The 21,141-nt window shown below is 62.2% G+C and carries 18 protein-coding genes; 8 read left to right on the forward strand and 10 right to left on the reverse strand.

Annotated elements, in window-relative coordinates:
- Positions 1–187: 187 nt before the first annotated feature.
- Both HMPREF3036_RS04340 and xseA read right to left on the reverse strand, forming a co-directional pair.
- A complete protein-coding gene (locus HMPREF3036_RS04340) occupies positions 188–769 on the reverse strand; it encodes a superoxide dismutase (RefSeq protein WP_062331853.1) in 582 nt (193 codons plus the stop codon).
- 132 nt (positions 770–901) lie between these two features.
- Positions 902–2,551, reverse strand: coding sequence for an exodeoxyribonuclease VII large subunit (xseA, locus tag HMPREF3036_RS04345; RefSeq protein ID WP_082897348.1), 1,650 nt, complete (start codon positions 2,549–2,551; stop codon positions 902–904).
- A 765-nt stretch (positions 2,552–3,316) separates the two neighbouring features.
- On the opposite strand from xseA, the gene lpxK reads away from it, so the two are divergent.
- From lpxK to HMPREF3036_RS04385, 8 genes are all read left to right on the forward strand, one after another.
- Positions 3,317–4,351 carry a tetraacyldisaccharide 4'-kinase gene (lpxK, locus tag HMPREF3036_RS04350; RefSeq protein WP_005435609.1) on the forward strand — a complete coding sequence of 345 codons (1,035 nt, stop codon included), beginning with the start codon at positions 3,317–3,319 and terminating at the stop codon, positions 4,349–4,351.
- A gap of 135 nt (positions 4,352–4,486) precedes the next feature.
- Positions 4,487–4,705: a Trm112 family protein gene (locus HMPREF3036_RS04355; protein ID WP_062331859.1), complete on the forward strand. Its 219-nt coding sequence runs from the start codon at positions 4,487–4,489 to the stop codon at positions 4,703–4,705.
- A 7-nt stretch (positions 4,706–4,712) separates the two neighbouring features.
- Entirely contained in the window at positions 4,713–5,483 is a 771-nt protein-coding gene (kdsB, locus tag HMPREF3036_RS04360; protein WP_062331862.1) for a 3-deoxy-manno-octulosonate cytidylyltransferase, read from the forward strand.
- Between the two features lie 139 nt (positions 5,484–5,622).
- Positions 5,623–6,276 carry an adenylate kinase gene (gene adk / locus HMPREF3036_RS04365; protein WP_005435598.1) on the forward strand — a complete coding sequence of 218 codons (654 nt, stop codon included), beginning with the start codon at positions 5,623–5,625 and terminating at the stop codon, positions 6,274–6,276.
- A 132-nt stretch (positions 6,277–6,408) separates the two neighbouring features.
- Positions 6,409–7,830: an FAD-binding oxidoreductase gene (locus tag HMPREF3036_RS04370; RefSeq protein ID WP_231853569.1), complete on the forward strand. Its 1,422-nt coding sequence runs from the start codon at positions 6,409–6,411 to the stop codon at positions 7,828–7,830.
- A gap of 10 nt (positions 7,831–7,840) precedes the next feature.
- Complete coding sequence (locus HMPREF3036_RS04375; protein WP_062331868.1) at positions 7,841–8,434, forward strand: class I SAM-dependent methyltransferase; 594 nt, start codon at positions 7,841–7,843, stop codon at positions 8,432–8,434.
- A gap of 124 nt (positions 8,435–8,558) precedes the next feature.
- Positions 8,559–9,557 (forward strand): hypothetical protein, encoded by a 999-nt coding sequence (locus HMPREF3036_RS04380; RefSeq protein WP_062331870.1) that lies wholly within the window; start codon positions 8,559–8,561, stop codon positions 9,555–9,557.
- A gap of 150 nt (positions 9,558–9,707) precedes the next feature.
- Positions 9,708–11,009: a hypothetical protein gene (locus HMPREF3036_RS04385; RefSeq protein WP_062331873.1), complete on the forward strand. Its 1,302-nt coding sequence runs from the start codon at positions 9,708–9,710 to the stop codon at positions 11,007–11,009.
- A gap of 58 nt (positions 11,010–11,067) precedes the next feature.
- Here the strand turns inward: HMPREF3036_RS04385 and dusA are convergent, their stop codons facing one another.
- From dusA to rimP, 8 genes are all read right to left on the reverse strand, one after another.
- A complete protein-coding gene (gene dusA / locus HMPREF3036_RS04390; RefSeq protein WP_005435589.1) occupies positions 11,068–12,054 on the reverse strand; it encodes a tRNA dihydrouridine(20/20a) synthase DusA in 987 nt (328 codons plus the stop codon).
- 75 nt (positions 12,055–12,129) lie between these two features.
- Entirely contained in the window at positions 12,130–12,534 is a 405-nt protein-coding gene (locus HMPREF3036_RS04395) for a YchJ family protein (RefSeq protein WP_062331876.1), read from the reverse strand.
- Positions 12,527–14,383 (reverse strand): translational GTPase TypA, encoded by a 1,857-nt coding sequence (gene typA, locus HMPREF3036_RS04400; protein WP_005435585.1) that lies wholly within the window; start codon positions 14,381–14,383, stop codon positions 12,527–12,529. Before typA ends, HMPREF3036_RS04395 begins: the two co-directional genes overlap by 8 nt.
- Positions 14,384–14,400: 17 nt before the next feature.
- Positions 14,401–15,294, reverse strand: a complete 894-nt coding sequence (truB, locus tag HMPREF3036_RS04405) for a tRNA pseudouridine(55) synthase TruB (protein ID WP_005435584.1) — start codon at positions 15,292–15,294, stop codon at positions 14,401–14,403.
- Between the two features lies 1 nt (position 15,295).
- Positions 15,296–15,661, reverse strand: a complete 366-nt coding sequence (rbfA, locus tag HMPREF3036_RS04410) for a 30S ribosome-binding factor RbfA (RefSeq protein WP_005435583.1) — start codon at positions 15,659–15,661, stop codon at positions 15,296–15,298.
- Positions 15,662–15,742: 81 nt separating this feature from the next.
- A complete protein-coding gene (infB, locus tag HMPREF3036_RS04415) occupies positions 15,743–18,592 on the reverse strand; it encodes a translation initiation factor IF-2 (RefSeq protein WP_005435582.1) in 2,850 nt (949 codons plus the stop codon).
- A 249-nt stretch (positions 18,593–18,841) separates the two neighbouring features.
- A complete protein-coding gene (gene nusA / locus HMPREF3036_RS04420; RefSeq protein ID WP_062331878.1) occupies positions 18,842–20,335 on the reverse strand; it encodes a transcription termination factor NusA in 1,494 nt (497 codons plus the stop codon).
- A 5-nt stretch (positions 20,336–20,340) separates the two neighbouring features.
- Positions 20,341–20,907, reverse strand: a complete 567-nt coding sequence (gene rimP, locus HMPREF3036_RS04425) for a ribosome maturation factor RimP (RefSeq protein WP_005435580.1) — start codon at positions 20,905–20,907, stop codon at positions 20,341–20,343.
- Positions 20,908–21,141 lie beyond the last annotated feature (234 nt).

Below are 21,141 nucleotides of genomic sequence, written 5' to 3' on the forward strand. Positions count from 1 at the left end.
TTCGAAAACTTTGTGCGCCTTACCTCCCATTGAATGAGAGGATTGCGGCGCACGGGTTCTGTCATGCAAAAGGAGACCGACTATGTACGAGACATTAGCACACCTCGCCCAAAGTCCCGTCCCCTGAAGCGCAGGAAGGGCGCCTTCCTGAGAAGGCGCCCTTCCGAGCATCATGAATCGAACGTCCTTATGCGGCGAAGTTCTGCTGAGCGAACTCCCAGTTCACGAGGCTGTCAAAGAACGCATCGATGAACTTCGGACGGGCGTTGCGGTAGTCGACGTAGTAGGCGTGCTCCCAGACGTCCAGCGCGAGAAGCGGCTTCTGATCGCCCGTGAGCGGCGTGCCGGCGTTGCTCGTGTTGACGATGGCCAGCGTGCCGTCGGCATTCTTCACGAGCCACGTCCAGCCGGAACCGAAGTTGCCCGCAGCGGAGGCCGTAAAGGCCTTGCGGAAGGCGTCATAGGAACCCCAGATTGCATTGATCGCCTCAAGAAGGGCGCCTTCGGGCATGCCGCCGCCCTGCGGCTTGAGGCCCTGCCAGAAGAACGTGTGGTTGAAGACCTGGGCCGCATTGTTGAACACGCCGCCCGTGGAGGTGCGGATGATTTCCTCAAGGGACTTGCCTTCGAAGTCCGTGCCGGCGATCAGACCGTTCAGATTGTTGACGTAGGTCTGATGATGCTTGCCCCAGTGGAATTCCAGGGTTTCACGGCTCATGGCGGGCTCGAGGGCGTCGAGCGCATAAGGAAGAGCAGGCAGAGTAAACATGTTGGTATCTCCCCCGAACCTGTCGGGATCTGAGTTTCGATAAATGAAGTTTATCATAAAAGATCTGCCAATATAGACTTCTAATATTTGGATACAACCTTCACACGAACAGGCTCCCTTTTGTCTGCAGGATCATTTCGCCACGGCCTTCCTGCTGCCATCAGCGAAGCAGAGCGTGAGTTCGTCCCCCGTCGCGATTTCGGCGGCTGCAGTAACCGTTCCGTCCGCAAGTTCGACTCTTGCGTAGCCGAGCTTGAGCGGCTTGTCGGGATCAAGTCCTGCGAGTGCATGTCCGAGCGCCCTCAGGTGCAGCGCAGCCTCGTCGAGGCGCCTCTCCATGTCGGGAAGTCTCCTCTCGAGGAGCCTGAGCTCCATGTCCTTCCTGTATGCCGACTGCTCGAAGGCAGCCGCCAGACCTGTCCGGGTCTGGTCCAGGCGCCGGCTTTGTGCGTTGCACGCGCGTTCCGCCGCGAGTTCAAGGGTCTTGTCCAGAGACGTCAGCCTGACGCTTCTGGCCCGCAGCACGGCGTCCGGCGACTGCAGGCACAGAGCGAAGTGATCGAGCCTGCGCGCCCGTGTGCCGAGCACTCCCTCCGATGCATCCTCCAGACGCTGCGCCAGCGCTTCGAGCTGTACGCTGCGCCTCCGGGGCAGGGCGCCGATGCCTGCGAGCCCCGAACCTGCGGTCTCGAGGCGCGCTTCGCGCCCCTGCAGGCTGCCTGCGGCAAGACGTTCGAGCAACATCCCGTTGCGCACAAGATCCCCCTCCTGCCTTGAGAGGAAGCCGTCCTGCCTGCTCATCCTTGCCTCGAGCCGGTCGAGCGTCTGTCCTGCGTCATCCGTCTTTCTGTCCACGGCCAGCGTCATGCGCTCTTCGAAGTCATCAAGAAGCGAGCGCCAGTAGTGAATGTCCGGACCGATGTGCTCCGCAGCGGCGGTGGGCGTGGAGGCGCAGACGTCGGCTGCAAGCGCCGCGAGCGTTTCGTCGGACTCATGACCGACCCCCGCGATGACGGGCGTCTTCAGGCTTCTCAACTTCCTCACCAGACGCTCGTCATTGAAGGCGGACAGGTCCTCGAAGGAGCCGCCGCCGCGAACGAGCAGGATGACGTCGGCCCCGGCCGCATCCGCACGATCGAGTGCAGCCATAAGCGACAGAGGAGCCGACTCCCCCTGCACATAGGCGGGCGAAAGCATGAGCCTCACCCACGGCGTCCGCCTGTCGATCGTCCTTCGGACGTCCTGCAGCGCCGCCGCCTGAGCGCTCGTCACCACGACGACCCGCCTCACGAAAAAGGGAAGCGGCTTCTTTAGGCCTTCGAAAAAGAGTCCCTCCGCGGAAAGCCGGGCCTTCAGCCTCAGATAGGCTTCATAAAGCGCCCCCGCACCAGCATGGCGCCAGTCCGTCACCTTGATCTGCAGATCACCGCTTTTGGCATAGACGTCCACAGCCCCGGTCACCTCGATCCTGTCGCCCGTTCTAAACGTTGCGGGATGACGTCTGGCGCTGCCGGCAAAATACGCGCATCTGATGGAGGCGTCCCTGTCCTTGAGCGTCAGATATACGTGCCCCGACGCAGGCATCGAAAGGTTGCTCACCTCCCCCGACACCCAGACACCGCCCAGCATGCCGCCGAGCGCACTGCGGATTCGAGCCACCGCAGTCCCGACCCCCAGAACGTTTTCAGATCGGGCCGGCTCCCTGCGAAGCGGTACGGACGGACGAGCGGAGGCGGGACGACTGAAGCATTCGTCATCAAAAAGAAAGGGATAATCGAGCATAAGGTCCCTGTGTACAAGCCTGTGGATAATTGTCGGAGTCTGCGAACGTCCATTCTACCCTTTGCCCGTGCTCGTCAGGCGCTCCGGCGCATCCGCCCCGCAGGCCAATCCGAGTCCCAAAGCCTGAAATTTCCACACTTTGCACAAAAATTAGGCAGTTGGCACTTTTACCTTTTATTTCATAATGTTAACTGTCAAAAAACAGACTTATCCACAGAGCTACTCACAGCCTCTGGGGAAAACACCATAATGCTCACGTCGACGGTACCGACGGACATGCAGATTTTCATAAAAAAGTCAATAGGGACAGAAAGAAAATCGGCAGGGTTGTCCACATCCCTGCAACAGTAGGCGAGTCACGAAGTCGCATCTGAGAAGGAAGGCCCCGAACACTGACAAAATACGCAATCGCTTGATTTTCAAATGTTTTTCGAACGAAGGGAGAAATCTTCGCCCTCTTCGCCCGTCTTTTGCAAGCTCTGGTAGAGAGCGAGCGTGGAAAAGCCAGCGACTTGTCCACACAGTTATCCACAACATCGTGGATAACTTCCGATGCCGAAAGCCCCGTCCCTGTCGTCAAAAAGCGCCCTTGCGGCGCGCACCGGGGGGTGAAAACCGTTTATCATTACCGCTCCCGCGCAACTGCATGCGCTCTTCCATCAACGTCATGTCCGACAAGCCACCCCCTACACCCTTTTCCTCGACCATCCCGCCGGCATACGCCGCAGCGTCCGTTTGTTCGCACATCCATGCGGAGGTGCTCTCATGACATGGCGCGCCGGTCTTGAAGCCTGGGCTCACCGCCAGTGGGCCTCCCGCGGCCCCGTGGCCTGGCTTCTTTCTCCGCTCTCCCTCGTCTTCCTCGCCGTCAGTCGTTCGCGCCGCGAGCGTACCGTGCCCAACCGTCTGCCTGTCCCCGTCGTCGTGGTCGGCAACATTTATGTCGGCGGCACGGGCAAGACGCCCGTGACGATCGCCCTTGTCCGCGAGCTTCAGGCACGCGGTTGGCGCCCGGGCGTCATCTCCCGCGGCTTCGGACGCCGCGAAGACGGCATTCGACTGATCAACGAGGAGACTCCTGCCGCCGAAGCCGGCGACGAGCCTCTTCTCATTGCAAGGGAAACTGGAGTCCCCGTTGCCGTCGGTCGAGCCCGATTTGAAGCGGGCAGAGCGCTTCTCGAGGCGCATCCCGAAGTGGATCTGATTGTGAGCGACGACGGTCTGCAGCATGCGGCTCTCGCCCGCGACGTCGAAATCGCGGTCGTCGGCGCGCGCGGCCTCGGCAACGGCTGGGTGCTTCCCGCGGGCCCGTTGCGCGAGCCTCCCTCCCGTCTCGACACCGTGGACGCCATCGTTCTCAATACGTCGAACGAAGCCGTCGTCGAAAGCAGGACGCCGCGCTTCGCCGCCTCGAGCTGCTTCGGCGCCTGCACGCAGCTTGCGACCGGCAGAACCGCCCTCATCGACGAGCTTGCCGACAGGATTCACGCCGAAAAACTCAAGCCGCTCTCCGCTGCCGGCATCGCCGCTCCGGGACGCTTCTTCGCGATGATCCGCGCCCATGACATTGAGGGAGCCGAGCTCGAGCTTGGCGACCATTTCGACTTCGCCGAGAATCCCTTTGCGAACCGCACCGAGGACATCATCTTCATCACGGGCAAGGACGCCGTCAAGTGCCGCCACGATCCGGCGCTCGCAGGCGACAAGCGCATCTGGGTCGTCGGTCTTGAAGTCAAGCTCGACTCCTACCTGATCGACCTGATCGACAAGCGCGCCCGCGACGCCGCAGGCAGGCACTGACCTCGCTTCAGCAAGCCATGAAAAGCGCCTCCCGCATCCCCTGATGCGGTTCGAGGCGTTTTTATTATGGTTTCCGCCCCACCACGAGCGGTAAAATGTTGGTTTTAATCCTTTCCGAAAGGGATACTGAGAATAATGTCCGCCAACCTCAACGACATGATCGTCTGTCCTGTCTGCAAGGGCAGGCTTCTGCAGGGCGACGGCGAGCGCCGCGAGCTCGTCTGCCCGCGCTGCCGCCTCGCCTTTGAAGTCCGCCACGACATTCCCGTGATGCTTCGCAACGCCGCCCGCAGCCTGAGCGACAACGAGGCGCGCCACTACTCCGAGCGCTCGGCCGCACTCGATCCCAAGTGAGGTTCTCATGTCCTTTACCGTGATCATTCCTGCGCGCCTCAAGTCCTCGCGCCTTCCCGACAAGCCGCTCGCCGACATCTGCGGCAGACCGATGATCGTCCGAGTCGCCGAGCGCGCCCTCTCCTGCGGCGCGGACAGGGTCGTCGTGGCGGTGGACGATGCGTCCGTCTACGAGGCCTGCGCAGCCGCAGGCCTTGACGTGATCATGACGGATCCCCATCACCCGACGGGCACCGACCGACTTGCCGAAGCCGTCGCCAAGATCGGCCTTGCCGATGACGAGATCGTCGTCAACCTTCAGGGTGATGAGCCTCTGATGCCGCTTAACGTCATCCGAGACGTGGCCGACCTGCTCGCCTCCAGGCCCGACTGCGCCATGGCGACTGCCGCACACACCATCCACGACGTCGAGAGCTTCTTCAATCCCAACGTCGTCAAGGTCGTGCTCGATGACCGCGGCACCGCCCTCACCTTCTCCCGCGCTCCGATTCCCTGGCCCAGAGACCACTTCCGAGAAACAAAGGAAAGTCTCCCCGAAGGCTTCGCGCCGCTTCACCATCTCGGTCTCTATGCCTACCGTGCAGGCTTCCTGCGCCGCTTTCCCACCCTGCCTCAGGCTCCTTTGGAAAAGCTCGAGAGTCTGGAGCAGCTTCGCGCCCTCTACTACGGCGAGCGCATTGCGGTCATGGTGCTTGACGCCGCCCTTCCTGCGGGCGTCGACACCCAGAAGGATCTTGACCGTGTGCGCGCGATCTTCGAAAAGAGCGCGCCCGTCTGATTCCCGTTGCGAATACGTGCACGGTCTTTGACTTCATGCGGATTCGGGATAAAATTTGCTTATTCTCCGCCGTTCCCCCGGACGGCAGGCCGCCGGAAGTCTCCGGCGTCGTTCATTACATAATCGAAGGAGCATTCCAATGCGTCTGATTCTGATTGGGCCTCCCGGTGCCGGCAAGGGCACGCAGGCCAAGTTCATCTGCGAAAAGTTCGGTATTCCCCAGATCTCCACGGGCGACATGCTTCGTGCCGCCGTCAAGGCGGGCACCCCGCTCGGTCTGGCTGCCAAGGCCGTGATGGACAAGGGTCAGCTCGTCTCCGACGACATCATCATCGGTCTCGTCAAGGACCGCCTCACGCAGCCCGACGCCGTGAACGGCGCCCTCTTCGACGGCTTCCCCCGTACGATTCCGCAGGCTGAAGCCCTTCAGGCCGCAGGCATCCCGATCGACTTCGTTCTCGAAATCCAGGTGCCTGACGCCGAAATCGTTGAACGCATGTCCGGTCGCCGCGTCGACCCCGTCTCCGGCCGCACGTACCACATCAAGTACAACCCGCCGAAGGTTGAAGGCAAGGACGACGTGACGGGTGATCCGCTCATCCAGCGTGACGACGACCGCGAGGAAGTCGTTCGCAAGCGTCTCGACGTCTACCACAGCCAGACGGAAGCCCTCGTCGGCTTCTACAGCGACCTCGCCAAGTCCGGTGACAAGACCGCTCCGCAGTACCGCGCCATCTCCGGTCTCGGTGCCATTGACGCCATCACGGCCCGCGTCTTCGAAGCGCTGAAGTAATTCCGCACCTTCGCCGACAACGCTCAAGCCCGAAGCACCCGCTTCGGGCTTTTCCTTTTTGGAGGGCCCCGCTCTTCATCCCCTCCCCGAAGGTATGATTGAGGCATTCCTCCAATGAAACCGTCCTCCGCCATGCCTGCCTATCAAGAAATCATCGATGCACTCCGCTCCGCCGTGAGCGACACGGGGCTCATAACCGATCCCGCCGACATCTCCGCCGCCGCTCTGGACGGCAGAGGACGCAGACAAGGCGAAGCGCTTGCCGTCGTGCGACCCGCCTCGACCGAAGAGGTTTCTCTCGTCATGAAGACTGCCGCCGCATACGGACTCTCCGTCATCCCGCAGGGCGGCAATACTAGCAATGTCGGAGGCGCCACGCCTGAACCCGGCGCCTCCGCAGAGACAGCGCGACGAACTCTCATCCTTCAGCTCGGCCACATGAAGCGCATCCTGAATGTCGACACCGTCAACAACACGATCACGCTTGAGGCCGGCGTCGTTCTGCAGGATGCACAGAAGGCCGCCTCGGATGCAGGGCGCCTTCTTCCCCTGTCGCTCGCCGCCGAAGGCTCATGCCAGACAGGAGGCGTCATCGCCGCCAATGCGGGCGGCGTGCACGTGTTGCGGTACGGCATGGCGCGGCGTCAGGTGCTCGGCCTCAAGGTCGTGCTCGCCTCAGGCGAAGTGCTCGACCTCATGAAGGGGCTTCGAAAGGACAATTCAGGCTACAGCCTGCGGGACGTCTTCATCGGATCCGAAGGCACGCTCGGCGTCATCACCGAAGCCGTCCTCGCGCTCGAGCCCATGCCCCGCTCCATCGTCTCGGCCTGGATCACGCCTCATCGCCTTGAAGACGTTGAAACGCTCTTTGAAACACTTGAGGCGGCCTTCGGCCCCGGTCTCACCGCTTTCGAACTCATCGGTCGCACGCCGCTCGAATCGCTCTCGTCCGTCACGGGCATGACGCCCCCCGTCTCTCTTTCCGACTGGCAGGTGCTTCTAGACGTCTCCGACTGGCGACGGGATTCCGACGAATCCTCAGAAGAACTCGAGGGCGTTCTGGCACCGCTTCTCGAGAACGGACTGATTCTCGACGGTGCCGTCAGCCGCAGCGAATCGGACCGCGAGGCCTTCTGGCGCTGCCGTGAGACCATTCCCTCCGCCGTCAAGCGTGAGGGCGGAAACGTCAAGCACGACATCAGCGTCCCGCGCTCAAGCCTCGTCCGCTTCATCAGGGAAACAAGCGCCGCCCTTGAGGAGACCTTCCCGGGCGTAAAGCCCTCCGTCTTCGGCCACTACGGCGACGGGAACCTGCACTTCAACGTCGGTCCCGCCGGCGTCGCCTTCCCGCATGAAGAAGCCGTTCACAGGCTCGTGCACGACCGAGTCCTTGCCGAAGGCGGCTCCATCGCCGCAGAGCACGGCGTCGGAAGTCTCAAGACGCAGGAGCTCAAGCGCACCAAGACACCGGAGGAGCTGGCCGCCATGCGTGCCCTGAAACTCGCCTTCGACCCCGACAACCGTCTCAATCCGGGCCGCATCGTCGAGATCTGAGGAGTGCGCCATGCCGATGCCGTCCGCTTACGAAACACGTTCCGAGGCCTTTTTCAGGCTCTATGAGGGTGAAACGCCCCAAGAGATTCAAACGCTCCTCACCCGATGGATACCCAAGGGAAGCCGCGTTCTAGAGCTCGCTTGCGGATCGAGCCGAGATGCCCGCTTCATGTCGGGCCTCGGCGCCATCGTCGAAGCCACGGACGGGAGCGGGCCGCTGCTGAAGCTCGCCGAGGCCAGAGCTCAGGCCCTCCTCGGCGCCGAGTCGCCCTCCTTCTCCCTGCTTTGCCTTCCTCCCGACAAGGGTTCCGAAGACGCACTATTCGCCCGTCTCCCCCGCTTTGACGCCGTCTACACCTGCGGAGTTCTTCAGCATCTGTCCGACCATGAACTCTATGAAGGCGCATGCTTCATGGAGCGTGCTGTCACGGACAAGGGCACGCTGATCGTCGTCGTACCTCTTGACCACAAGGGGGATCCAGATCGCAAGACCTTCTTGCGCGATTCGCTCGACTATGCCACGCTCTTCGAGCGCATGGGCTTTCGGCTGGCCTCGCAGGAAATCCGGGACGGCGTCGGCTCTCCCGGTCACGAGTGCAGATGAGCGTCCTGCGTTTTTCTTCGCGACTCGCAAAGCGAGCTGAGCAACAGACGATTCAGGCACATTCTCGAAAACCTCGACCTACAAGCTCGCGCTCCTACGCGCACTCTGCGACATCAACCGCACCATGCCGCGCAGCGTCCGCTTCGACAATGGCAAAGCTCTGGTGCTGCTCGGCCTCATCGCCGAACGATGGATCAGGGACTACTGGCAGCTCGCCAGCGGCCCCCGCATGCCCAGACAGATCCATCAGAACAGAGAGCTCGGCTTCGGCACTGCGCTCGAACGGACCATGACAAAATGTCATAGCCAATACGGCGTCTTTGAATCCCTGATGCGAAACGAGGCACGTTCAAAGGATCAGACCTCACTGCTTCAACTGCTCTTCGACGATGTCGTCACGACCGCTCTCAAGGGGCCCATCCATTACATTCAGGATGAAGGCAGGAACCCCATTTTCACCTACGTCGCCACGCACGCCGGTCGCAGGCCTCCTTTTACAGGACGCGGATCAATCATCGAACGCTACGGTCTCCTCGCCTTTCCCGCCGAACTCTGGCTCGAACTCAACCGCATCGCACCCTGGCTCGAGGACAGCTTGATTCTCGAGTGGGCCAGACTCTCCGCACACTTTGAATCCCTGTGCAGCGCTGAGCACGCCCTTACGCAGGCCGACATCATCGTGCGCCTTCTGCCGCCGGAGTCCGCCCGCGACACGGACTTTGCCGCAAGCGCCTACAAGGCTGCAATCAGCCGAGGCTCCCTTCGGAGCATCTGGAGCGGAACGCCGCTCAAGGCGCAGACGCTAGCCGTCGACCACATGCTGCCCTGGGCCTGCTTTCACTGCAACGACCTCTGGAACCTCATGCCCGCCGACCGCGTGGGAAACGGAAGAAAGTCGGACGCCATTCCGTCCGCCAACATTCTGCATGACTCGCGCGACAGAATATTCTCGAACTGGGCCCTGCTCTCCTCGCTCGCTCCCACCCGCTTCGCCAGTGAAGCTGAAATAGCGCTCACCCGAACGCCGCTTCCCAAACTGCATTGGGAAACCCCGCTTTTCGACGCACTTCTGGAAACCGCCGACATGGCGGCGAGACAACTTCAGTCCGCCCGATGGCCCTGAAACGCCTCCTTACCTGAGAACGGCGTCCGCCCGTCACCCGATCTGCTATCCTCATCCAACAGGCCTTCGCCTTCCGTCGCCCATAGGCAACAGAAGATGCATTTCGCACGCCTGCGCACAAACACTGCAAACTCTGTGAGGACTCCCCCAATGTCTGTTCACATCACGCGCCGCGCGCTGGTTGGTTCCGCTTCCGCCGCTGCGGCACTCTGGCTCACAGGCTGTGCGACCACCGCCGCCCCCCGTGAGGAAAACATCCGCCCCGCCACCTTCAGCAATCTCGGCGCCCGCGCCGCCCCCGCCACGCCTCTCACCGCCAAGCGCATTCCCATGCCCGTGGTCGATGCCTTCAAGGGCGACGGCATCTTCTTCTTCGACGATGATGAAGGCGCGCAGTTCCGCATCACCGACCTGATCCGTGAAAACAACCGCTACAAGGTCGAAGAGGACTACGCCTTCGGCAAGCCTCACGGCTTCTCCTGGGGTTCCGGTGCCGTCGGCATCATGAGAGACGGCCGACGCGTTCCGCCTGAAAATCCGACAGGACTCCGCCCCGAGGGCGACCACGTCGTCATCGAATTCGACGGCAGGGAAAAACTCGAGCTTCGCGTCACGCTGGAGGCCTACGACGTCTCCGGTCAGGAAATCCGAGACTTCCTGCGCACCCGAGGCAACATGCCGACCAAGGCCGCGCTCTTCATGGGCGAGGAGCGATTCCCCGCAGGCAGTGTAGCCTATGCCGCCACGCTCTGGATCATTCAGGACGAGCTGCTCGCACTGAGCCACACTGCCTTCACGGGTTCGAACAACATCGAGGACTTCTCCGAGCGCTTCACGAAGGAAACGCCATACTGTCTCAACGTGCTTCCCGGCGACGGTGTCACGCCCGTGGGCCTTCGCTTCGAAAAGACCATCAAGAAGAAGACTGGCAAGGAAAAGATCAAGACGCGCCGAGGAACAAAGACCCGCACGGTGGAACTGCCGCAGAACGGCCTCGTCAACGTCTATCACACGAAGTCCGGCACGATCTTCTGCCAGCGAAGCAAGCCCGACCCCGTCGTAAAGGCCCGCTGGGACCTTCGCTACCTCAACGGCACCCGCACGCTGACGGTCGACTTTCCCACGCTCATCGACTCCCTGAGCATCGGCCTCATGACTGCCAACCGCGGCAAGCTCATGCCGGCCTTCGCCGAGGAGCTCACGCCGACGAGCCGCAAGACCCGCGTCATTCCCACCGCCGTCTGGCTCAAGAATGAAAGGATCCGAGACAGCCAGTACCGCTTCAACAAGACCGCAGCGACAGCCGTCAAGGCCGCCATCGAAGCCTCCCGCCCGCGCCGCAAGGCCTGGGAAGCCGCGAATGAAAGCGACGTGACGCGCCGCGCCCGCGCCCTTCAGGCCAAGAAGGCCGCCTCTGGCAAGGCACGCAGGACGCCCGCCAAGAAGCGCTGATCATCCTTTCGCGTACGAAAACGCCAGAGCTTTCACCCTGGCGTTTTTCATGCCGTCATCAGCCTTCGCCGAAGGCCTCCTCCCATGCATACTGAATGAGCCCCGCTCCCCTGTCCTTGATGGCCGCAGGATCGGAAAGCACCTGACGCCATCTGCGTGCGCCGGGCAGCCCCTGAGCCAGACCATTCACATGACGAGCCACGGCACGGATGGCGTGCACGTCGTCCCTGTAGTTCTCCTCCAGATACGCCGTCATGCGATGAACGCATTCAAGGCGCGTCACGTCATGCTCAACACCGTAGAGCACCTCGTCGACGCCGGCGAGCATCCAGGGATTCTGATAGGCCGCGCGTCCCACCATCACGCCGTCCATGCCTGCATCAACAAGCGCCTTCGCCTCGTCGAGGGAGGCGATCTGTCCATTGATCAGCATCACCGTGTCGGGAAAGTCCTTCTTGAGCCTGAAGGCAGTCTCGCGAACAAGCGGAGGAACCTCTCGATTCTCCTTCGGCGACAGCCCCTTGAGCCAGGCCGAGCGCGTATGAACGATGAAGACGCGGCAACCAGCATCGTAGACCGTGCCCACGAAGTCGCGCACAAAGCCGTATTCGTTGTGATCATCCACCCCGATGCGGTGCTTCACCGTCACGGGCTTGTCCGTCACGTCCTGCATCGCCCTGACGCAGGCGGCCACGGTCTGAGGCTCGAGCATCAGACACGCCCCGAAGCTTCCCTTCTGCACACGCTCGGAAGGGCATCCGCAGTTGAGGTTGTATTCGTCATAACCGTAAGCTGATGCAATTCGGACGGACTCCGCCAGATCGGCAGGATCCGAGCCGCCCAGCTGCAGTGCGACGGGATGCTCCGGCTGTGAAAAGCCGAGCAGGCGGTCACGATCGCCGTGAATGATCGCCCCAGTCGTCACCATCTCGGTGTAGAGGCGAGCCCTGCTCGTGAGCAGCCTGTGAAAGTACCTGCAGTGCCGGTCTGTCCAGTCCAGCATCGGCGCCACGGTGAAGCGCCAGTCCCCGGGATTGAGAGGCATGAAAGTCGGTTCCGTAAACAAGTGTTGTTGAATAAAAATTAAGCCGCCCCGAAGGGCGGCTCATAAGTCGAGATCTTACCTGTCGTCAAACGTGCCGTCGACATATAGCCATCGGCCGTTCTCAAGACGGAAGCGGCTGTTCTCCTCCAACCTGAAGGCGCCCTGAGAGGTCCTGCCGCGCGCGGTGAAGCTGACTCTGCCCTCCGCCCCTTCCTCGTAAGAGGAGTGAATGACGAGGGAAAGCCACTTCGGCCGTTCCTCGCCATCTTCGAAAAGGACGGCGGGCCGCGTTTCAGGCGCCCACGTCTCTAGGACATAGGCGTCGAGATCGAGAGCATATGCCGAATAGCGGCTTCGCATCAGAGCCTCGGGCGTTTCTGCGGGCACGCCCGCATGAAGACGCCCGCAACAGGCTGCGAGTGCGAGCCCGCTCCCGCAGGGACAGGCCGCATCACACGCCTTCGACTTCTTCTTACTCATCCTTCTCGCCGAATTCGTTCTGAACGGCGCGGGCGGCGCGCTTGCGTTCGAAGTCCTTCAGATAGCGCTTGCGCAGGCGGATGGAGTGCGGCGTGATTTCGACAAGTTCGTCGTCATTGATGAACTCGACGGCGCTTTCCAGCGTGAGCTTGACAGGCGGCACCAGACGGATGGCTTCGTCCGTACCGGAGGCACGGATGTTGGTGAGCTGCTTGCCGCGGATCGGGTTCACGACGATGTCGTTTTCACGGGCGTGCTCGCCGATGATCATGCCTTCGTAGAGCTTGTCGCCCGGGGAGACGAAGAGGCGGCCGCGCTCCTGAATCTTCCAGAGAGCATAGGCCACGGCATCGCCGTCGTCCTGGGAGATGATCACGCCGGAGCGGCGCTCGCCGATGTCGCCGCGGCTGATGGGACCGTAGTCGTCGAAGACGTGGCTCATAATGCCGGTGCCGCGGCACATCGTCATGAAGAGGCTCTGGAAGCCGATGAGACCGCGGGCGGGAATGCGGTATTCAAGGCGGACGCGGCCCTTGCCGTCCGGCTGCATGTCCTGCAGGTCGCCCTTGCGGCGGCCGAGCTCTTCCATGACGGAGCCCTGATGCTCTTCCTCGACGTCGACCGTCAGAAGTTCGTACGGTTCCATCTTGACGCCGTCGACTTCCTTGAGAAGGACGCGCGGACGAGAGACGGCCAGTTCGAAGCCTTCGCGGCGCATGTTCTCGAGAAGAATCGTGAGATGAAGTTCACCGCGACCGGCGACTTCCCAGACGGTTTCGTCGTCGGTGTTACGCACGCGCATGGCGACGTTGGACTTGAGCTCGCGTTCGAGACGTTCGCGAATCTGGCGGGACGTCACGAACTTGCCTTCACGGCCGGCGAGCGGAGAGGAGTTAACCTGGAAGTTCATCGTCAGGGTCGGCTCATCGACCTTGAGCATCGGGAGGGCTTCGGGTTGCTGAAGATCGGTGATCGTCGTGCCGATGGAGAGCTCTTCAATGCCGTTGACGAGCACGATGTCGCCGGCTTCGGCTTCATCGACGAGCTGACGCTCGAGACCCTCGAACTTCAGGACCTGATTGATCTTCACGCGCTTCGGGGTGTCTTCCGGACCGTTCATGATCGCGACGTCCATGTTCGGGCGGATGCGGCCGCGATGCACGCGGCCGATGCCGATCTTGCCCACGTAGCTCGAGTAGTCGAGCGAGCAGATCTGAAGCATCAGGGGGCCGTCGGGATCGTCGTCACGGACGGGGATGTACTTGATGATGTCGTCGAAGACGGCGCGCATGTTGCCGATCTGCTTGAGCTCTTCGACGTCGGTCGTGTGACCGGCAAAGCCGTTGAGAGCGGAGGCGTAGATCACGGGGAAGTCGAGCTGGTCTTCCGTGGCACCGAGCTTGTCGAAGAGGTCGAACGTCTGGTTGACGACCCAGTCGGGACGGGCGCCCGGGCGGTCGATCTTGTTGACGACGACGATGGGCTTGAGGCCCTGGGCGAGAGCCTTGCGGGTCACGAAGCGCGTCTGCGGCATCGGGCCTTCAACGGCGTCGACGAGGAGCAGCACGCCGTCGACCATGGAGAGGACGCGTTCAACTTCACCGCCGAAGTCAGCATGCCCCGGGGTGTCAATGATGTTGATGTGCGTACCTTCGTATTCGACGGCGCAGTTCTTCGAGAGAATGGTGATGCCGCGTTCGCGTTCCAGATCGTTGGAGTCCATCACGCGTTCAGCAACCTGCTGATTGGCGCGGAAGGTGCCGGCGCTGCGAAGCAGGCAGTCCACCATCGTGGTCTTGCCGTGGTCGACGTGCGCGATGATCGCAATGTTACGAATAGCTCGAGTCATTTTTTTCTCGTGTTGATTTAATGTGCGATGAGTCTTTCAGGCTCAAGGACGCCGCGCTCGTTTGCGCGGGCCGTCCCGAGCAGCATGTTGTTCGGTCCGTATACGCGGACGCGCCCCCGCATTGTAAGCCCGAGGGCAAGGCGCTGTCCCGTCATGAAGCGTGCCGTCTGCATTTCGTCAAGCGTCACGGCTTCAAAGGTCTGCAGAAGAGAGTCGGCCCCCTTGAGAAGACGGCGGGCCTCTTCGGGAGAGCCGCATTCTTCAAGCGTCTCAACCGTCACGGCGTCGTCGATAGAAAGGTCGCCGACGCGCGTGCGGCGAAGAGCCGTCAGATGAGCGCCGCACCCAAGCCTGCGCCCGATGTCCTCGGCAAGCACGCGAATGTACGTACCCTTGGAAACGAGACACGTGAGTGTGAAGGACGTGCCGTCAAAATCGGAGGCCGCGATCTCGCGCACGGTGACCGTGCGCGGAGCACGTTCAACCGTCTCACCCTGACGGGCGAGCTGATAAAGGCACTTGCCGTTGACCTTGAGGGCTGAGTACATGGGCGGAATCTGAACGATCTCACCCAGAAAGGCGGCGACGGCCTCTTCGAGCGCCTCGGCCGTCACGTCGACGGGATGACGCTCGACGATCTCGCCCTCGGCATCGCCCGTGGACGAGACCTCGCCGAGCTTCACGCGGGCGACATAGCCCTTTTCGGCGTGCAGCAGGTCGGCGGAAAACTTCGTTGCGTTGCCGAAGCAAAGCGGCAGAAGCCCCGTGGCCATCGGATCGAGAGTGCCCGTATGGCCAGCCTTCTGCGCGTTGACAAGCCTGCGCACCGTCTGGAGCGCAGCGTTCGAACTCATGCCGAGCGGCTTGTCAAGGAGCATGACGCCGTCAATCGGATCTCCACGCCTGGCCAAGTCAGTTCTCCTCGGGACGCGTTTCGCTCATGGCCTTGCGGATGAGGGCGTCCATTTCGAAGCCGCGGTTCACGCTGTCGTCGTGCGCGAAGTGAAGCGTCGGCACAGTATGGATCGTCAGCTTGCGAAAGAGATGGTTGCGAAGCATGCCCGCTGCGGCATTGAGACCTTCCTCACAGACGGCGGGATCGCTCCCGATCACCGTAAAGAAGACCTTGGCATGCGCATAGTCGGGCGTAATCTCGCAGCCCGTCACCGTAACGAGGCCGACGCGGGGATCGCGGACCTCCTTCGGGATGAGCACGGCGAGATCGCGGGCGATCTGGTCGGCCACTCGGAGGGAACGGCCGGGTTTCTTCGGTTTCATGAAGGTTGCCCCCCTTGCATAAAGTCAATGACGGGAGGACAGCCCGAAGGCATGTCCTCCCCTGATGTTGGAACGATCCTCTTAAAGCGTGCGGGCGACTTCGGTCACCTCGAAGATCTCAAGCTGGTCGAGCTCACGGATGTCGTCGTAGCCCTTGAGCGACAGGCCGCATTCCTGACCGGCCTGAACTTCGCGGACGTCGTCCTTGAAGTGCTTGAGGGAGGCGAGCTCGCCCGTCCAGATGACCACGTTGTCGCGAAGCAGTCGGACCGACGCATTGCGGCGAACCACGCCTTCGAGCACGCGGCAGCCGGCGATGTTGCCGACCTTCGGCACGCGGATGATCTGGCGGATCTCGAGAAGGCCGAGAGACGTTTCGCGGCGTTCGGGAGAGAGCATGCCGCCCAGAGCGGCCTTAACGTCATCCACGGCGTCGTAGATGATGTTGTAGTAGCGGATGTCGATGCCTTCGGTCTCGGCAACCTTGCGCGCCTGAGCGTCGGCGCGGACGTTGAAGCCGATGATCACGGCGGACGACGCAGCGGCGAGATTCACGTCGGACTCGCTGATGCCGCCGACGGCGGCATGAACGACCTGAACGCGGACTTCGTCCGTGGAGAGCTTCGTAAGCGCATGGATGAGCGCCTCCTGAGAGCCCTGGACGTCGGCCTTGATGATGAGCGGCAGCGTCTTGACTTCGCCCTCGTTCGCACCGGAGAAGAGGTTGGCGAGGTTCGTCGCATGCTGTTTGGCGAGTTTCTGATCGCGGTACTTGCCCTGACGGAAGAGCGAGATTTCACGGGCCTTGCGCTCGTCGTTGAGAACGATGACCTCGTCACCCGCGGCAGGAACGCCGGAAAGGCCCTGAATTTCGACAGGGATGGACGGACCGGCGGCCTGCTGGGCCTTGCCGAGTTCGTTGATCATGGCGCGCACGCGGCCGAATTCCTGGCCGACGAGCACGATGTCGCCGCGATGCAGCGTACCACCCTGAACCAGAATGGACGCGACGGGGCCGCGGCCCTTGTCGAGGCGGGATTCGATCACGATGCCGTGGGCGGGACCTTCGACCGGAGCCTTGAGCTCGAGCATTTCGGCCTGAAGCAGCACGTTTTCAAGAAGTTCGTCAACACCTGCGCCCGTCTTGGCGGACACGGGGCAGAACGGCACGTCGCCGCCCCACTCTTCAGGCATGACGTCGTTGGCAACGAGCTCCTGCTTTACGCGCTCAGGATTGGCCTCGGGCTTGTCGATCTTGTTGATGGCGACAACGAGCGGAACGCCAGCGGCACGGGAGTGCGCAATGGCCTCCTTCGTCTGGGGCATCACGCCGTCGTCGGCGGCAACCACCAGAATGACGACGTCGGTGGCCTGAGCGCCACGGGCGCGCATGGCCGTAAAGGCTTCATGGCCCGGGGTGTCGAGGAAGGTGACGATGCCGCGCGGCGTCTTCACATGGTAGGCACCAATGTGCTGCGTAATGCCGCCGGCTTCACCGGCCGCAACCTTGGCACGACGAATGTAGTCGAGCAGCGAGGTCTTGCCGTGGTCAACGTGGCCCATGATCGTGACGACAGGCGGACGCGGCAGAGCGGGATATTCGACGTTCTGCAGTTCACCGAGGATGGCTTCGGGATCGTCCGGCTTGGCGGCGACGGCCTTGTGGCCCATTTCCTCGACGATGAGCATCGCCGTGTCCTGATCGAGCATCTGGTTGATCGTGACCATCTGCCCCATCTTCATGAGGGTCTTGATCACTTCGGTGGCCTTGACGGCCATCTTGTAGGCAAGGTCCGCAACGCTGATCGTCTCAGGCACCTGAACTTCACGCACCACCTGTTCCTGAACCTGCTGAACGGGTTCGGCATGACGGTTGCGGTCCTGGCTGCGACGGCCGCGGGCCGTGCGCCAGCCGGTCTGCCCGGAATCGTCCTCACCGCGCGTCTTGATCGTGCGGCGATGCTGACCCTCATCACCGAAGCGGTCGGAGCCGCCCTTGCCGCCCTTCTTGCGGTCGGACGGGTGGCCCTTGCGGCCATCACCGGCATTCTGCTGCGGCTCGGCGGCCGGACGCTGCGGACGAGCGGTCTTCTTGGCCTTGTCATCCTTGGCGGCAGGCTTCTGCTCAGCGGCCTTCGGGGCTTCGGCGGGCTTTTCAGCGGGCTTGACCTTCTTGGCGGTGAGAACTCCGTTCTTGCGGTTCATCATGGCGCGGATGCTGCGGGCCTCCTCCTCGGCCTTGCGGCGAGCTTCCTCGCGGCGACGGCGTTCGGCGGCCTCGGCCTCCATGCGCTTGGCAGTGGCGGCGGCCACTTCAGCATCAAGCTTGGCCTTTTCGGCCTCGCGACGGGCGGCCTTGAGGGCGGCCTCGTCCTTTTCCTGTTCCTTCTTCAAAGCTTCCTCACGAGCACGGGCTTCTTCAGCTTCACGGCGTGCGGCTTCGGCACGTTCCTGGGCGGCGCGGCGCTCCTCTTCCTCGCGGATGCGGGCTTCCTCGGCGCGGCGGGCCTCTTCAGCACGGGCGCGCTCCTCAGCCTCCGCACGGGCGCAGGCTTCGGCGGCGGCCTTTTCCTCGGCGGCGCGGCGGGCCTGAGCGGCTTCGGCTTCAGCGCGAGCAGCCTCCTCGGCGAGCACCTGCGGATTCTTCACGAAGACGCGCTTGCGTCGCACTTCGACCGGAATCGCACGGGAGCGGCCGGAGCCGTCCTGCTGCTTGACGACGCTCTGTTCCTTGCGCGTGACGGTGATCTTGCGCTGAGCCGATTGCGTGCGCTCGACGCGCAGGCTGTCGAGCAGGCGCGTCTTGTCGGTCTCGCTCAATTCATCCGTTTCGCTCGCCTTGTTGACGCCCGCGGCTCGAAGTTGAGCCAGAAGCGTCTTGGCGGCCACCTTGAGTTCCTGTGCGAATTCGCTTACCGTTTTGCTGGCCATAAATTCCTTTCTCCTTGATGCCTTCAGCCTGAATGCCCTGCGTCCTCTGGGACGCTGCGGGACTTTCCCGGACCGAACGCATCTGCCGTGCCTGCGTCTGTACACCTGCGTCCCGAAGGACGTTCGCGCGCAGACGACACGGCGATTATTCATTCGCGGCGGAAGACCATTTCTTTGGGGACAAATCCTGATTCGTCCGGAGCGCGGTCTCCGCCATTCGCGGTCGCGCTCCCTTCGCCTTGCGCCTGATTATTCGAACCAGTGCTCGCGGGCCTTCATGATGAGGCTGCTCGCGCGCTCTTCGTCGATGCCCGTCATTTCAACGAGATCGTCCGTGGCGAGTTCGCCAAGATCGTCAAGCGTCTTGACGCCGTGGCCCACAAGCTGGCTGGCGAGATCGTTGTCCATGCCCTCAAGGCTCAGCAACGGCTCGTCGGCCTTGCGCAGATTCTCTTCACGGGTGATGGCGTCGGCGAGAAGCTTGTTGCGGGCGCGCTGGCGAAGCTCGTCGACCGTTTCACGGTCGAAGGCCTCGATCGCGTAGAGCTCCTTCTCAGGAACGTAAGCGATTTCCTCAACGGAGGAGAAGCCTTCACCGATAAGCACGTCGGCGGCGGCCTCGTCGATGTCGAGGCTGTCCATGAAGTCGGCGCGGATCTTCGCGACTTCCTCATCGCGCTTCTGAGCGGCGGCAGCTTCGGTCATGATGTTGATCTGCCAGCCGGTGAGCTCGGACGCAAGACGAACGTTCTGGCCGGCGCGGCCGATGGCGATGGCGAGATTGTCCTCGTCGACGACGACTTCCATCGTGTGGGTCTCTTCGAGCATGACGATCGAACGGACCTTGGCGGGCTCAAGGGCACCGACCACGAACTGGGCGGGATCCTCGTTCCAGGGCACGATGTCGACGCGTTCGCCGCCGAGTTCGTTCGTCACGGCATTGACGCGGGAGCCGCGCATGCCTACGCAGGTGCCGATCGGATCGATGCGGCGGTCGCGGGCGTAGACGGCGATCTTGGCGCGCACGCCCGGATCACGGGCGGCGGACTTGATCTCGAGGAGGCCTTCCTCGATTTCCGGGACTTCAAGCTCGAAGAGCTTCTTGATGAATTCGGGGGACGTGCGGGAGAGGAACACCTGCTGGCCCTTGTTGGACTCGCCGACATGGTCGACGTAGGCGCGCACGCGGTCACCCGTGCGGAGATTCTCACGCGGAATCATCTGGTTGCGCGGCAGGCGAGCTTCAAGACGGCCGATTTCAACGATGGCGTCGCCCTTGTCGATGCGCTTGATCGTGCCAGTCACGATGCTTTCGTTGCGATCGAGGAACTCCTTGAGGATCTGCTCGCGTTCGGCGTCACGCAGGCGCTGAAGGATGACCTGCTTGGCGTCCTGAGCGAAGCGGCGGCCCGTCGTGTCGACGTCAATCACTTCGATCTCGCGCTCGATGAATTCCCCGGGCTGGATTTCCGGATATTCGTCGATGACGTCGGAATACATTTCCTGACGGTCCGGCTCCTGGAGACCTTCCTCGTCGGCAACGACGAGCCAGCGGCGGGCGGCCTTGAATTCGCCCGTCACGCGGTCGACATGCACGACGACGTCGGCGTCCTCACCGGGGAACTGAGCCTTCTTGACGGCGCTGGCAAGCGCGGCCTCGAGCACGCCGAAGACGGTGTCCTTGGCAACATTCTTTTCGCTTGCGAGTACGTCGACAAGCTGGAGCATTTCACGACAGTTCATTGAAATCAACCTTTAAAGTTCAATTCAGCAAGAAGATGGGCATTGTCGACATCGGACAGCGGGAAGGTGACGCGCACGGGGGGAACCTCGGCCGTCTTCTTCCTGCGGCCGCGGAGCGCCGTAACGGCAGCAGTGGGCGTGCGGGCGATGAAGACCTCGAAGAAGTCGAACGTGATCGTTTCAGCACCGGACTCGCCTTCAATGGAGATGATGCGGCCATCGAGCTTGCGGCGGCCGGCCTCAGGGAAGCCTTCGGCGTGAAGGGGCGCAAAGAGCTCGACGTGAGCGAGTTCGCCGGCGAAGCGATCCCAGTCGCGGGCGCGCTTCAAGGGGCGCTCAACGCCGGGAGAGGACACCTCAAGGCGCTCATAGGGAATGTCCTCCACCGTGAAGAGGTGGGTGAGCTGATCGCTCACGCGTTCGCAGTCCTCAAGCGAGATGCCGCCTTCGGCGGTGGTGTCGATCGTCACGCGGACAAGGCCTCTGGCAAGGCGCTCGAGTTCGACGAACTCATAGCCCATGCCTTCGACGGTACGTTCAACGAGCTCGTTAAGCGCTCCGGATTGGGTCATTGATCAAACTTCCTATTAAATTGCGGCCGGAGTCATCCCGGCCCGTCCTGACGGCGCGTCCGTGCTGAACGGCTCGTCCCTGCAGCTTAAGCGGACAAAAGTCAGCCGAAGCTCGAAAAAAACAAAAAAAAATGGGCAAACGCCCATTCGACACCCTCTGACGCCGGCGGTCCGTCTGCAGCCTTCTGCATGTCCTTCTGGACACGCGGCCTCGGGATTCTCATTCCGGCAGGG

It is taken from the genome of Sutterella sp. KLE1602, from assembly GCF_001578585.1.
Classification (GTDB): Bacteria; Pseudomonadota; Gammaproteobacteria; order Burkholderiales; family Burkholderiaceae_F; genus Sutterella; species Sutterella wadsworthensis_A.

What these genes read in the sequence shown, in the direction of transcription:
- infB (WP_005435582.1), bottom strand. Translation starts at nt 18,592, where the DNA reads ATGGCCAGCAAAACGGTAAGCGAATTCGCACAGGAACTCAAGGTGGCC.
- typA (WP_005435585.1), bottom strand. Translation starts at nt 14,383, where the DNA reads ATGACTCGAGCTATTCGTAACATTGCGATCATCGCGCACGTCGACCAC.
- HMPREF3036_RS04340 (WP_062331853.1), bottom strand. Translation starts at nt 769, where the DNA reads ATGTTTACTCTGCCTGCTCTTCCTTATGCGCTCGACGCCCTCGAGCCC.
- rimP (WP_005435580.1), bottom strand. Translation starts at nt 20,907, where the DNA reads ATGACCCAATCCGGAGCGCTTAACGAGCTCGTTGAACGTACCGTCGAA.
- HMPREF3036_RS04395 (WP_062331876.1), bottom strand. Translation starts at nt 12,534, where the DNA reads ATGAGTAAGAAGAAGTCGAAGGCGTGTGATGCGGCCTGTCCCTGCGGG.
- nusA (WP_062331878.1), bottom strand. Translation starts at nt 20,335, where the DNA reads ATGAACTGTCGTGAAATGCTCCAGCTTGTCGACGTACTCGCAAGCGAA.
- HMPREF3036_RS04375 (WP_062331868.1), top strand. Translation starts at nt 7,841, where the DNA reads ATGCCGATGCCGTCCGCTTACGAAACACGTTCCGAGGCCTTTTTCAGG.
- dusA (WP_005435589.1), bottom strand. Translation starts at nt 12,054, where the DNA reads ATGCCTCTCAATCCCGGGGACTGGCGCTTCACCGTGGCGCCGATGCTG.
- kdsB (WP_062331862.1), top strand. Translation starts at nt 4,713, where the DNA reads ATGTCCTTTACCGTGATCATTCCTGCGCGCCTCAAGTCCTCGCGCCTT.
- HMPREF3036_RS04355 (WP_062331859.1), top strand. Translation starts at nt 4,487, where the DNA reads ATGTCCGCCAACCTCAACGACATGATCGTCTGTCCTGTCTGCAAGGGC.
- lpxK (WP_005435609.1), top strand. Translation starts at nt 3,317, where the DNA reads ATGACATGGCGCGCCGGTCTTGAAGCCTGGGCTCACCGCCAGTGGGCC.
- xseA (WP_082897348.1), bottom strand. Translation starts at nt 2,551, where the DNA reads ATGCTCGATTATCCCTTTCTTTTTGATGACGAATGCTTCAGTCGTCCC.
- adk (WP_005435598.1), top strand. Translation starts at nt 5,623, where the DNA reads ATGCGTCTGATTCTGATTGGGCCTCCCGGTGCCGGCAAGGGCACGCAG.
- HMPREF3036_RS04370 (WP_231853569.1), top strand. Translation starts at nt 6,409, where the DNA reads ATGCCTGCCTATCAAGAAATCATCGATGCACTCCGCTCCGCCGTGAGC.
- HMPREF3036_RS04380 (WP_062331870.1), top strand. Translation starts at nt 8,559, where the DNA reads ATGCCGCGCAGCGTCCGCTTCGACAATGGCAAAGCTCTGGTGCTGCTC.
- HMPREF3036_RS04385 (WP_062331873.1), top strand. Translation starts at nt 9,708, where the DNA reads ATGTCTGTTCACATCACGCGCCGCGCGCTGGTTGGTTCCGCTTCCGCC.
- rbfA (WP_005435583.1), bottom strand. Translation starts at nt 15,661, where the DNA reads ATGAAACCGAAGAAACCCGGCCGTTCCCTCCGAGTGGCCGACCAGATC.